We start from the raw sequence: 13,011 nt of genomic DNA, 5'->3' as shown, positions 1-13,011 counted from the left end.
CATGTCCGACAGCCCCGCCGCACCGCCTCCCGTGACCGGATCCGCCGCCGACGAGCTGCACGTGCTCGTGCTCGCGGGCGGCCTCTCCTACGAGCGGGACGTCTCACTGCGGTCGGGGCGCCGGGTGCTCGACGCGCTGCGCGCCGTCGGTGTCGACGCGGAACTGCGCGACGCCGACGTGGCGTTGCTGCCCGCGCTGACCGCCGACCCGCCGGACGCCGTGGTGATCGCCCTGCACGGCGCCACCGGCGAGGACGGCTCGCTGCGCGGCGTCCTCGACCTCTGGGACGTGCCCTACGTCGGTTGCGACGCCCGGTCGTCCCGCCTCGCCTGGGACAAGCCTTCTGCGAAGGCGGTGCTGCGCGAGGCGGGCATCCCGACGCCCGACTGGGTGGCGCTGCCGCACGACCGTTTCTCCGAGCTGGGCGCGGTGGCAGTCCTGGACCGGATCGTCGACCGCCTCGGGCTGCCGCTGATGGTCAAGCCGGCGCAGGGCGGTTCCGGACTGGGCGCCGCCGTGGTCCGGGAGGCGGCGTCGCTGCCGGCCGCGATGGTGGGTTGTTTCGCGTACGACCAGACCGCGCTCGTGGAGCGCTACGTCCCCGGGATGGACGTGGCGGTCTCCGTGCTCGACCTCGGCAAGGGGCCGCAGGCCCTGCCCCCGGTCGAGATCGTGCCGCGCAACGGCGTCTACGACTACGCGGCCCGCTACACCGCTGGGCGTACCACCTGGCACACGCCCGCCCGGCTCGACGCCGCGACGACCGCCCGGGTGACCGAGGTGGCGCTCGCCGCGCACACCGCGCTGGGCCTGCGCGACGTGTCCCGGGTCGACCTGATCGTCGACGCCGGAGGCGACCCGCACGTGCTGGAGGTCAACGTCTCGCCGGGCATGACCGAGACGTCGCTGCTGCCGCTGGCGATTCAGGCGGCCGGGCTGGACTTCGGCCGGGTGCTCGGCACGCTCGTCACCCGGGCCGCCGCCCGCCGTCGCTGACCTCAGCTCTGCGCGGTACGCGCCGCGCCCTCACCCGGTCGCGCGTTCTCCGCTGTCGTGCCGTCCTCGTCCGGCGCGCTTCCCGCCCGCTCCTGCTCGTCGGACTCGTCTCCGGTGTCGGCTGCCGGGTCGGAAACCGGGTCGGACACCGCGTCCGGCGCCGGCCTCGGCGCCGGGCTCGATGCCGGAGGGCCCACCGAGGGGTCTGAGACGGCCTCTGCCGCCTCGGACTCGGGGATCTCGTCCGCAGCCTCGATCACGGACGCGGCTTCCTCCTCGGGCTCCTCAGCGGCGTCCGCGGACGCGGTCGGGGAGAAGCTCGACGGAGCCTGCCACTGGATGCGCGGCGGCTCGGCGAGCGGCCGGCCGCCGAACTCGGCGAGCCACGCGGCCACCATCGCCAGGTTCTCCCGCCACTGCGCCTCGGAGATCGGGGGCAGGATCGAGTCCCACAGCGACAGGAACGTGCCCCGCAGTTGCAGCCGCCCGTACGGCCGAGCCAGGAACCACAGGTGCAGGTGTGCCGAGCCGTCACCCCACCGGTTCACGTGGACGCGGGCCACACCGTCGAGCGAGCGGACGGCCCGCTCCAGGCGGACGGTCATCACGCCCAGCTCGGCGGCGAGCAGATTCGGCAGGTCGCCCAGATCCAGGTGCGACCGGGACTCCAGGATCAGGACCATCGGCAGGCCGGTGGGCCGGTCCATGGCGCGGACGCGCCACCGCTCACCGACCCAGATGTACGCCTCGTCGGGCGCGTTGCAGGCGGTGCACTCCCGGTCCGCCTCGCCGCGGCGGGGAGGTTCGAAAGGTACGGGCTCGTCGAGCTGCTTGACGCGGAGATCGCCCTCGAAGGGGAAGGACGGCCACTGGGTGAAGTCGGGAACTGAGGGAGGGGTGTCCGGCACGACGCTGACCCTAACCGAGTTGGCGACGCCTGTCCCTACCTGTTCCACAGGCCGCGCACCGGTTGTCCACCACGTTGTCCACAGGCTGCCGAGATCACCAGTACAGCGCGTCATGCACTGCTCAGCAAGGGTTTCCTCGCTTCGTTTCACGTGAAACGAAGCGGGCCTGTGGACAAACCCTGTGGATAACCCTGAACGCGTCTGAGCCCGTTCTTCCAACGATCCGACGACCGATCCGCACCGGGTGCCGGCGGCTTCTTCTCGTGCGTGTTTCACGTGAAACGGCGGGACGCACTGGCCCTCCGTCCGGCGCGGGTCGCCTCGCTCCCTACGCCGAGCCGGCGCCCGCCCTCGGGGAGGCGGTGGCGTTCCGCGAGGACTACCGCTCAACCCTCATACACCGAGCGCCGCGCCTCATCCGTTTGTGCTCGGCGCAGCTTCGACGCGCGGACGGGAGTGGAGCGCCGCCGTTCCACGTGAAACGGAACGCCAACCTCACGGGGTTCGCGTGCGCTGATGAGGCTGTGGGCCAGGCATGGTCCGCTAGGACGGCACCGTCCGCGGGAGTCGAGAGGCCGGGCTTACCGCGCACGGTTCGACGGTTCGGGGTCGTCGTGCCCGGCCCGATGGTCGGAGGTGGTCGTACGTGCCCGGGGCTCGTCGTACACGGCGCTCGTCATACCGATCCGATGCGTGAGGCTCGCCAGCAGCGCCCGGCCCTCTGGCTCACCTCAGGCGCTCCGCGGCCCCCGCTTCACCCGACGGCCTGAGGTCCACTCCTCATCCGACATCCTGAGGGGCCCCGCCTCATCCGGCAGGACGGAACGAAGCGCGCACGGCCGACCCTGCGGCGCAGCGAGGTCCAGCCGGCTCCGGCCAGTCGGACCGAGTGCCGAGTGCCCGGTGCCGGTGCCCGGTGCCGAGTGCCGAGTGCTACTTGCCGGTGGAACCCGGCTTCACCGCGAGCCGGAGCCGTCAGGCCCCGGCGCTCAGCACTGCGGCCGAGTCCGCGTGACGGGCGCGGCCCTGAAGGAATGAGCCCCTCCGTACCCGGGGGGAGACCAGGGTTCGCCCCCTGGGTGGTTCTTCCGACGCACGCTCGGTTCGCGGCGGATCGGCGGCGCGCTCCGGGCCGACGACCAAGCCGTGGATCGTGCAGACGAGCCAGTCAGTCAAGGGACGGGTTCCTCACCCGTTGAAGCCGGCTCGGCTCCTATCGGCACCGACCGGCTGGTGCCGGCCTTCATCGCTGCCGGCCGGCTGGCACCAACTCTCATCGCGGGGCCGGCACCGGCCCGAGTGACGTCGAGCGCCCTCTGGAATGTCCGGCCGTTCAGCCTGTCGCCTGTCGCCTGTCGCCCGGCACCCGGCCAAGCCCACAAGATCCTCGACGAGTGCAGCACGTCTCATCCGCCTCTCCCCGTTTCACGTGAAACCACGCGCGGCGGTTGGCAGCCGACGAACCCGGCACGATCAGGGAGACGAGCTGCCCGCTCCGGTCGCGCAGATGCGGCACCGACAGCGGCCCTCGAACACAGATCCGGCCGCACCCCCTCATCGGGCGGTGCGGCCGGATCGACAACCGGAGGAACCGGGCTACGCCTGGGGCTGCCCGTCCTCGCCGACACCGATGATCCCGACGATCCGTTCCAGGTCGTCGACGGTGGCGAACTCGATCGTGATCTTGCCTTTGCTGCGGCCGATGTCGACCTTCACCCGAGTGTCGAACCGGTCGGAGAGCCGGTCCGCGAGATCGGTGAGCGCCGGGGCGTGCGGCTTCGGCCGGCGCTTGGCGGCGGCCGACTTCGCCGGCTCCTCGGCGAGCGCCAGGTGTACCAGTTCCTCGGCGCCCCGGACGGTGATGCCCTCACGGACGATCCGCTCCGCGAGCGCCTCCTGCGCCTCGGCGTTGTCGAGGCTGAGCAGAGCCCGGGCGTGGCCGGCGGACAGGACACCGGCAGCGACTCGGCGCTGCACGGCGGGCGGCAGATTCATCAGCCGGATGGTGTTGGAGATCTGAGGGCGGCTGCGGCCGATCCGCCGGGCCAGCTCCTCGTGCGTGGCACCGAACTCCTCCAGCAGTTGCTGGTACGCCGCGGCCTCTTCGAGCGGGTTGAGGTTGGCGCGGTGGATGTTCTCCAGGAGCGCGTCCCGGAGCATCGCGTCGTCCTTGGTGTCCCGGACGATCGCGGGGATAGTCTCCCGGCCGACCGCCTGGGCGGCACGCCAGCGCCGCTCGCCCATCACGAGTTCGAACTTCTCGGGGTCGAGCTGGCGAACCACGATGGGCTGGAGGAAGCCGACCTCCTGGATCGAGGTCTTCAGTTCCTCCAGCGCCTCCTCGTCGAAGACGTGCCGGGGCTGCTTCGGGTTCGGCACGATCGCGTCGACCGGGATCTCCGCGAAGCGGGCACCGGGCACCGGGCTCAGCTGAGGCTCGGGCTCCACGGCCGGAAGTGGGGTACTTCCGACGCCGCCGGTAATGGCAGCGGTCGCGCCTGCGACCGGAGCCGACGGCGACGCGGCAGCGGCCGACGACTCCGGCTCGGCTGCCGCCGGTTCGGCGCCCGGTACCGGTCCGGTGGGGATGAGGGCACCGAGCCCTCGGCCCAGTCCGCCGCGGGGACGGTTCTTCATGCGACGCCTCCCAGCGACATCTCCGCACTACGCATTCCGGCTCACCGGCTCCTTGACGCCTCGCTCCGCGATCTCCTGGGCGGCCTCGAAGTAACTCGTGGCTCCCCGCGAACCGGGATCGTAGGTCATCACCGACTGGCCGTAGCTCGGCGCCTCGGAGACACGCACGTTGCGGGGGATGACGGCCTGGAGGACCTTGTCGCCGAAGTGGTTCCGGACGTCCTGCTCCACCGCGTCGGCCAGCCGGGTACGCCTGTCGTACATGGTGAGCAGGATGGTGGAGACCTCGAGCTTCGGGTTGAGGTGCTGACGAACCAGGTTGATGTTGTTGATCAGCTGGTTGAGGCCCTCCAGCGCGTAGTACTCGCACTGGATCGGGATCAGCACCTCCTGCGCGGCCACGAGCGCGTTGACTGTGAGCAGGCCGAGCGACGGCGGGCAGTCTATGAAGACGTAGTCGAAGTGCCCCGGGTACGCGGCGATGGCCCGCGCCAGGCGGGACTCCCGGGCGACCACCGAGACCAGTTCGATCTCGGCACCGGCCAGGTCGATCGTGGCCGGTACGCACCACAGGTTCGGGATGCCCTCGACGGCCTGAGCCACCTCCTCCAGCGGCACGCTGTCGATCAGGCAGTCGTACACGTCGGGCACGCCCGTGTGGTGTGGCACGTTCAGACCGGTGGAGGCGTTGCCCTGGGGGTCAAGATCGACCACGAGAACCCGGTTGCCGTGCAGGGCGAGCGCCACTGCGAGGTTCACGGTGGTGGTCGTCTTACCCACGCCGCCCTTCTGGTTGGCGACGCACATCACCCGGGTCCGGTCGGGGCGGGGCATGGTGACCTCGCCACTGGGATTCAGGATCTGCACGGCGCGCATCGCCTCCATAGCCAACGGTGGATCATCCTCTTCGCGCGTCGGGGTTTCACGTGAAACGTACGTGCTGGCGTCTACCTCGTCCCCGTACCCGTCTGCCTGTGGCGTGTCGGACGGTGCCACGGTGACCTCGGGGACGGCCTGGTGCGGCACGGCCGAGACGGGCGGCTGGGGTTCGTAGCGGGTGGGCACCGCGGCGTTCGCCCGCACCGCGGGCGGGCGCGGGGTCGGTGCGTTCACCGGACCGTCGGCCGGGTCGAGCGGGTCGCGGGCCGGCGGTACGTTCGCCGGCACGGACGAGACAGGACGCACGGGCCCGGCGGCCGGCGACTCCCGTCGCTTGGACGGCTGAGCCGGGTGCGGGGAAGACGGTTCGCCGGACTCGTTCACCGTCCACTCCTGGTAGTTGGTTTCACGTGAAACGGGGTCGGCGGAGGGCTGGCCCCCTGGTCCGGTCAACCGTGGATCGTCGTACCTGCCGTCGTCATGCACCTGTCATCCCTACCCGCTCCGGATGGTCGGTCCGCACCCGTCGAATCGCGTCCGCGCCTCGCGTGGCGCTGTCGGCTCGGCGGGAACCGTCGGGTTCGGGTGCCGCCCGGCACCGCCGTTCCACACTATCGACGCGCGGTCAGCCTACGGCCGACGGGCGCGGTGGGTCCATGTCGGGTTGCGATCGATCGCGTCACGCCCCACCGGTCCAACGACCGGACGGGGCGTGCGGAATGGCGTACCCCTCAGCGGTCACCGCGACGGCGACCGCCGCGCGACCGCTTCGGCTTCTTCGGACGACGCGGGTTGACCACGCGCTCCCGGACCACCTCGACCACCGTCGCCGGGGGTTCGATCACCCCTTCGCCGCAGCGATGCAGTTCCGGCGTCCCACCGCCGAGGCGGATCACGGCCTCGGCGTGCTCGGTGATCTCGTCGGCCGCCGATGCGCCCTTGAGCGCGACGAGCCGGCCGCCGGGAGCCAGGAGCGGCAGGCACCAGGAGGCGAGCCGGTCCAGCGGCGCCACCGCGCGGGCCGTCACGATGTCGGCGCTCAGCGGTTCCCGGTCACGCGAGCCGGCCGCCGCCTCCTCGGCCCGCCCACGGAACACACGGACGTCCCGGGTCAGGCCGAGACGCTGTACCGCCTCGATCAGGAAGGTGGTCCGTCTAGCCAGCGGCTCCACGAGCGTCACGGTCAGGTCCGGACGCGCGATCGCCAGCACCAGACCGGGCAGCCCGGCACCGGAGCCGACGTCGATCACGCTGGCGCCCTCCGGGATCCGTTCCGCCACCACCGCGCAGTTGAGCAGGTGCCGCTCCCAGAGCCGCGGCGTCTCGCGAGGGCCGATCAGGCCGCGGACCACGCCGTCGGTGGCGAGCAGTTCGGCGTACGCGGCGGCCAGGTCGAGCCGATCGCCGAACAACGCGCGGGCGGCCTCCGCCAGTTCGGGCGGCAGCGTCGCCGACGCCGGATCGGGCGCGGCATCACCGTCCACGAGGGACGGTGCGTCCTCCGACGGCTCCGCGAAGACCGGGTCGGCCACCGCGGCCGGGTCGGTCGGCGTCACATCCGCCGCCTGCTCACCGGAGAAGGCGGGTGTCACGTCCACCGCCGGGTCGGCGGGCTCGATCCCGCTCACCACCGCCGGCTCGGCGGAGAAGGCGGGCTCGCCGGGGTCGGTCCCGGCCTTTCCCGGGTACGCCGGGTCGGCCGGACCGTCCTCGTCGGAGAAGACCGGGTCGATTGTGTTGTCGGGGCGCACAGCCGACGGCCCGGGCGGCGTACCGCCCGGGCCGGTCGCGGCTCCTGCCGTCGTCTCGTCGGAGATCACGGACCTCAGTCCGCCACCGGCCGGACGATGATGCGGCGGTTGGGCTCGACGCCCTCGGACTCGCTCTCCACCCCGCTCATCGCGTTCACCACGTCGTGCACGCACTTGCGCTCGAACGCGGACATCGGCTCCAGGCGCACCGGCTCGCCGTGCTCCTTGACCTTCTCAACCGCGTTCTTCGCCACGGCGGCCAGCTCCTTGCGACGGGCGGCCCGGTAGCCGCCGACGTCGAGCAGCAGCCGGCTCGGGGTGCCGGTCTGACGGAACACGGCCAGCCGCGCCAGCTCCTGGAGCGCCTCCAGAGTCGCGCCGCGCTGGCCGACCAGGTTCTGGAGCCGGCCGCCGACCACCTCGACGACCGGACGGCCACCGGAGACCAGCTCGTCGATGTCGCCGTCGTAGTCGAGGATGTCCAGCAGACCCTCGACGTAGTCGGCGGCGATCTCGCTCTGCCGGAACAGGTCGCTCTCGGCCGGGGCCTTCTTCTCCCGGGCCTCGCCTGCGGCGTCCTCGGTCTCGGTGGCGGCGGTAACGGGGGTCTCCTCGTCCAGGGACTGGTCGGCGCTGGGGATGCTGGTCTCGGTCACGGGTCTCATCTCCGTACTCGCTCGGCCGGACCGTCGGGGGTCCGCTGGTCTCCCGGGGCCGGCGGGAGGTTCGCCGGGTGCCCTCGGGCACGTCTGTACGGGCCAGTTTCGCCCGTGTCCGCGCTCCGCGCGGCGATTCCGGCCCGGCGCCGACTCCTCGGATGGCAGCACACGGCCGGAACGGGCCACCGCCGGCGTCGCGACGGTGGCCCTGTGGGCTCAGCCCTGTCGCTTGGCGGGCTTGCTGCCGCCCTTCTTCGGGTTGACCGGCTTGGCGCCCGGCTTGGGGCCGGCCACCTTCGGCGCGGCGGCCGGAGCCTTCGCCGGCGGCTGGGCCGCCTTGCGGCCGAACAGGCCACCGGCCTTCGTCGGCTGCGCCGGGCTCTTGGCGGCGCTGGTGCTCTTCGCGGTCGGCGGCGGCGGGAACTTCCGCAGCACCCACTGCTGCTGACCGAGCGTGAAGAGGTTGTTGGTGACCCAGTAGATGATCACACCGATCGGGAAGATCGCCCCCGAGATCAGCAGCGACAGCGGGATGCCGTAGAGCATCAGCCGCTGCACCATGCGCTGCTGCGGGTCTTCGGCCCACCCGGTCTTGAGGATCATCTGACGGCTGGTCAGGTAGGTGGTGGCGATCATGATGATCACCAGGATGCCGGCGACGACCTTGACGGTGCCGGTGCTCGCGCCCAGCCGGCTGAGCTCCTCGGCGGTGGAGCCGAACTTGCCGGAGATCGGCGCGGTGAAGAGCGTCGCGTTCGAGGCGCTGTTGAACTGGTCGACGGTCCAGCCGTACAGGGTCTTGCCCTGGTTGTCCGGGCTGAGGCGGCGCAACGTGTGGAACAGGCCCAGGAAGACCGGGATCTGGAGGAACATCGGAAGGCAGCCCATGAGCGGGTTGGCCTTTTCCTTCCGATAGAGCTCCATCATCTCTTTCTGGAGCGTCTCCCGGTCACCCTTGTGCTTCTCCTGGAGCTCCTTCACCTTGGGCTGGAGCGCCTGCATGGCACGCTGCGACTTGATCTGCTTGACGAAGACCGGGAACAGGATCACCCGGACCGTCACCACCAGGAAGATGATGGCGAGGATCCAGGCCCAGTTCGTACCGATCACGGCCCCGACCGGAACTCCGATGGCGTCCCAGGCCGAGTGCCAGGCCAGCAGGATCCACGAGATCGCGTAGTAGATCCAGTCGAGACTAAACACTCAGGCTCCAGTCACGTCGGAACGGCGGTCGCCCGGCTCCGGAACCGGGTCGTGTCCACCAGGGTGGAAGGGATGGCAGCGCGACAGCCGACGGACCGTCAGCCAGGCTCCCCGCAGCGCACCGTGCCGGGACACCGCCTCCACGGCGTAGGCACTGCACGACGGGTAGAACCGGCAGCGGGCCGGCAGTGCCGGACTTATCCACCGACGGTACGCGATGATAGGCGCCAGCAGCATGCGGGCACCGGTTGTGGGCGACGGAGTCGCCGTCGTCGGGCCGGTCACCGCGACCGCCGTCCCCGGGGCGCCCGCGCGGCGGCGAGGGCGGCGTCCAGGTCGGCCCCGAGCCGGGCGTACGTCGCGTCGGCGGCCGCGGGCAGTGCGCGTACCACGAGGGTGGTGCCGGCGGGCAGCTCGGCCAGCCGCTCGCGGACCAGGTGCCGGAGCCGACGGCGGACCTTGTTGCGGACCACCGCGCCGCCGACGGCCTTGGACACGACGAAGCCGGCGCGGCTCGGTGCGGAGGTCTCCGCACCGATGCTTCGCGCCGGCTCCGGCGAGAGTGTCGCGGTGGTGCCGATCGGCTCGGGGAGGGTCAGGTGGACCACGACGGCGCCACGGCCGACGCGTCGGCCACCGCGAACCGCTGCGGCGAAGTCGTTACTGCGCCGCAGTCGTTGTGCGGCGGCCAGCACGACTGCCCACGTCCCCGGACCGGACCTGTCGGCGTCAGGCCGACAGGCGGGCGCGGCCCTTGGAGCGACGGGTCGAGATGATGGCGCGGCCGGCACGGGTGCGCATGCGCAGCCGGAAGCCGTGGGTCTTCGCGCGCCGGCGGGTGTTCGGCTGGTAGGTGCGCTTGCTCACGTCAGGCTCTCCGTTGTCGTACGCCCCGCGCGGCGGATCGCCCGGGGTCGTGTGCTGGTCCAGATCACCTGTCGGTGACCTCCGATCGGCGCTGCCGTGACACTCTCCCCGGCGATGCGGGGTGACAGCCACGGACAGCAAGCATCAATCACCCTAGCAGAGGGCGAGAGAGCAGCCGCTCCAGCCTACGCAGGGGCGCAATGACCGTCAACGTCACACTCGGGCGTCCGACCTGCGGGCAAGCGCGACCGAAGGGGCGGTTTTCACTGATGTTGCCAAGGTCGTCAGGGTGTCGCCGGTTGATGCTGTGGGGTCCGCGCTGTTAGCGTGCGCGATTGCGGTCGGCGTCGGGGGTCCGGGGTTTGTCGCCGATCGGCAAGACCGGACACGCTGTTGAATCGTTCGGCACGGTGAACCCGCTTCAACGCCTCCCTGGATCGAGGGGGGCAGGTCCGACCCGCGTCCGGTGGGCGGCCACAATCGGTCGGTACACAGGCTGTGGATAACTTGTGGATGACGACCGGTCAGCCGTCCGGGCGGGCGTGAGAAGGAGCAGGCGAGGGGGTGGCACGACGGTGACCGGAGCGACCGACCTTGCCGCGGTGTGGGCGGCGACCACCGACGAACTCGCCGACGAGATCATCTCCGCGCAGCAACGGGCGTACCTCCGGCTCACCCGGCTGCGGGCGATCGTCGAGGACACCGCGCTGCTCTCGGTGCCGGACGCCTTCACCCGGGACGTGATCGAGTCCCGGCTCCGCCCGGCCATCACCGAGGCGTTGAGCCGCCGGCTCGGCCGGCCGATCCAGGTGGCGGTCACCGTACGGGTCGCCGACGACCCGCGCGCCCGCCCGGCCGGCACGGTCTACCGCAGCAGCCCCGAGCCGCTGCCCGAGCACGACGGCGCCGCCCCGCTGCCCGGCTTCGACCAGTCCGGCCCGCACGCGTCCGCCCCGGCCTACCCGTCGCCGCGCCCGGAATCCGGGTACGCCGAGTCCCGCCCCGAGCCCGGGTACGCCGAACCGCACCCGGAGCAGCCGCTCGACGAGCCGGCGCCGCGCCAGCGGACCGCCGACGGCGGTCGCCCGCACCTGATCCCGGCCGGCCGCGACGCGCAGGACACGCTCTTCAGCGCCGCGTTCGCCGAGCCGGTGCGTACCGCGCCCGAACGCCGCGCCTTCGACGAGCGCACCCGGGTCGAGCCCTCGGTGCCCGACGCAGGCGGATACGAGCCCCGCTACCGGGAGAGCCCGGCCGCCGACCCCGCGCCGATGCGCGGCCGGCCCCGCGACGACGCCACCGACAACGGCCCCGGACGGGGTGGCACCGACCACCACCGCCCCGGCGGCGGCCAGGCCGACCGAAGGCTCCCCGGCGGTACGGAGAGCGGCGGCAACCGGCTCAACCCGAAGTACATGTTCGAGACGTTCGTCATCGGCTCGTCCAACCGGTTCGCGCACGCCGCGAGCGTGGCAGTGGCCGAGTCGCCGGCCAAGGCGTACAACCCGCTGTTCATCTACGGCAGCTCCGGACTGGGCAAGACCCACCTGCTGCACGCCATCGGGCACTACGCCACGACGCTCGGCAACGCGCGCTCGGTCCGGTACGTCTCGACCGAGGAATTCACGAACGACTTCATCAACTCCCTGCGTGACGACAAGACGAGCGCGTTCCAGCGCCGCTACCGGGACGTGGACATCCTCCTGATCGACGACATCCAGTTCCTGGAGAACCGGGAGCGGACGCAGGAGGAGTTCTTCCACACCTTCAACACGCTGCACAACGCCAACAAGCAGATCGTGATCACCTCCGACCGCTCGCCGAAGCAGCTGGCGACGCTGGAGGACCGGCTGCGTACGCGGTTCGAGTGGGGCCTGCTCGCCGACATCCAGCCGCCGGACCTGGAGACGCGGATCGCGATCCTCCAGAAGAAGGCGGCTCAGGAGCGGCTGTTCGCCCCGCCGGACGTCCTGGAGTTCATCGCGTCCCGGGTGTCGAACTCGATCCGCGAACTGGAAGGTGCGCTGATCCGCGTCACCGCCTTCGCCAGCCTCACCCGCTCCTCGGTCGAGCTGTCGCTGGCCGAGGAGGTGCTGCGGGACTTCATTCCCGACGGCACCGGCCCGGAGATCACCGCGGATCAGATCATGGTCTCCACCGCCGACTACTTCGGCGTGAGTCTGGAGGACCTGCGCGGCCACTCCCGCTCACGGGTGCTGGTGAACGCGCGTCAGGTGGCCATGTACCTGTGCCGCGAGCTGACCGACCTGTCGCTGCCCCGGATCGGGCAGGCGTTCGGCGGCCGGGACCACACGACTGTGATGCACGCGGACCGCAAGATCCGCCAGCAGATGGCGGAGCGGCGTTCGCTGTACAACCAGATCGCCGAGCTGACCAACCGCATCAAGCAGAACACCTGACCGTTCCCTCTGCGCCGCCTCATCGCCTCCCGCCTCCCGCCTCCCTCACCTCCCCGCTCCCGCTGCTCCGGCGGTGATCAAGGAGTTTGTGTCGGGGAGAGACGACATTCCTGCCCCAAACTCCTTGGTCAACAGGGTGGGGGCAGGGCGAACGTCGCCGAGCGGGGAAAGCGTCGGTGTCCCACTGCACCGGCAACTCCATGACCGGCCCCACCCCTCGGCCAGCGTCTACGCGCAGACTCCACTGCAGATCTTGGAAGCTTTGCGCCCCCATAGGGGCCGTTTCCTACCAAGATCTTTCGGGAGTTGAGCGCCGAGCCTCAGCGTTTCCGGATCGCGGCCACGGCAGGCACCCCGGACAGCCGGCAGCCAGAGAGCCGCGAGCCGGAACGACCCGCTAGCCCCGAACGACCTGCTAGGCCGAACCCGCTAGGTCGGCACCCGCTAGCCCGGAGGCAGGAGCCCGAGGGCAGGAGCCGGGAGGAGCCCGGGAGCAGGAGCCGGCAGCCCGGCCTCCTGCGGACCGCCGCGGGCCCGTCGGGACGACCCGGCCGCCTCTGCGACCCACCCACCGCCACGGTCCCGCCCTCACCCCGACCTCCCCGTCGATCATGAAGTTGACGGTGAGAAACCGGACGCCAAGTGCCGCCAACTTCATGATCGACACGAGCGGGGCGGGAGTGAGGGCGG

At 71.4% G+C, this 13,011-nt stretch carries 11 protein-coding genes; 2 read left to right on the top strand and 9 right to left on the bottom strand.

Annotation, left to right across the window (positions count from 1 at the left end):
- Position 1 precedes the first annotated feature (1 nt).
- Complete coding sequence (locus tag F8279_RS11635) at positions 2-997, top strand: D-alanine--D-alanine ligase (protein WP_151499920.1); 996 nt, start codon at positions 2-4, stop codon at positions 995-997.
- Between the two features lie 2 nt (positions 998-999).
- Here the strand turns inward: F8279_RS11635 and F8279_RS11630 are convergent, their stop codons facing one another.
- The 9 genes from F8279_RS11630 to rpmH form a co-directional block, all read right to left on the bottom strand.
- On the bottom strand, positions 1,000-1,905 hold the full coding sequence (locus tag F8279_RS11630; RefSeq protein ID WP_225853233.1) for a hypothetical protein: 906 nt from the start codon (positions 1,903-1,905) through the stop codon (positions 1,000-1,002).
- Positions 1,906-3,501: 1,596 nt separating this feature from the next.
- Positions 3,502-4,542, bottom strand: a complete 1,041-nt coding sequence (locus F8279_RS11625; RefSeq protein ID WP_091413515.1) for a ParB/RepB/Spo0J family partition protein — start codon at positions 4,540-4,542, stop codon at positions 3,502-3,504.
- A 27-nt stretch (positions 4,543-4,569) separates the two neighbouring features.
- Positions 4,570-5,907: a ParA family protein gene (locus F8279_RS30875; protein ID WP_091413527.1), complete on the bottom strand. Its 1,338-nt coding sequence runs from the start codon at positions 5,905-5,907 to the stop codon at positions 4,570-4,572.
- Between the two features lie 245 nt (positions 5,908-6,152).
- Entirely contained in the window at positions 6,153-6,905 is a 753-nt protein-coding gene (rsmG, locus tag F8279_RS11615) for a 16S rRNA (guanine(527)-N(7))-methyltransferase RsmG (RefSeq protein ID WP_307800321.1), read from the bottom strand.
- A gap of 341 nt (positions 6,906-7,246) precedes the next feature.
- The gene (locus F8279_RS11610) at positions 7,247-7,837 is read right to left on the bottom strand and encodes a R3H domain-containing nucleic acid-binding protein (RefSeq protein ID WP_091413532.1); all 591 of its coding nucleotides are present in this window, start codon (positions 7,835-7,837) and stop codon (positions 7,247-7,249) included.
- Positions 7,838-8,047: 210 nt separating this feature from the next.
- Entirely contained in the window at positions 8,048-9,034 is a 987-nt protein-coding gene (gene yidC, locus F8279_RS11605; RefSeq protein ID WP_091413534.1) for a membrane protein insertase YidC, read from the bottom strand.
- A complete protein-coding gene (gene yidD / locus F8279_RS11600) occupies positions 9,035-9,271 on the bottom strand; it encodes a membrane protein insertion efficiency factor YidD (protein ID WP_208577689.1) in 237 nt (78 codons plus the stop codon).
- 44 nt (positions 9,272-9,315) lie between these two features.
- Positions 9,316-9,729, bottom strand: a complete 414-nt coding sequence (gene rnpA, locus F8279_RS11595) for a ribonuclease P protein component (RefSeq protein WP_091413538.1) — start codon at positions 9,727-9,729, stop codon at positions 9,316-9,318.
- A 34-nt stretch (positions 9,730-9,763) separates the two neighbouring features.
- A complete protein-coding gene (gene rpmH / locus F8279_RS11590) occupies positions 9,764-9,901 on the bottom strand; it encodes a 50S ribosomal protein L34 (protein WP_091100492.1) in 138 nt (45 codons plus the stop codon).
- A 575-nt stretch (positions 9,902-10,476) separates the two neighbouring features.
- On the opposite strand from rpmH, the gene dnaA reads away from it, so the two are divergent.
- Positions 10,477-12,321: a chromosomal replication initiator protein DnaA gene (dnaA, locus tag F8279_RS11585; protein WP_151499919.1), complete on the top strand. Its 1,845-nt coding sequence runs from the start codon at positions 10,477-10,479 to the stop codon at positions 12,319-12,321.
- The last annotated feature ends 690 nt before the right edge of the window (positions 12,322-13,011 follow it).

Origin of the sequence: Micromonospora sp. AMSO1212t (assembly GCF_008868145.1) — a bacterium.
Taxonomy (GTDB): Bacteria; Actinomycetota; Actinomycetes; order Mycobacteriales; family Micromonosporaceae; genus Micromonospora; species Micromonospora tulbaghiae.
Note: the sequence above shows the minus strand (reverse complement) of the source record. Positions and strands in the feature narration are given on the sequence as shown.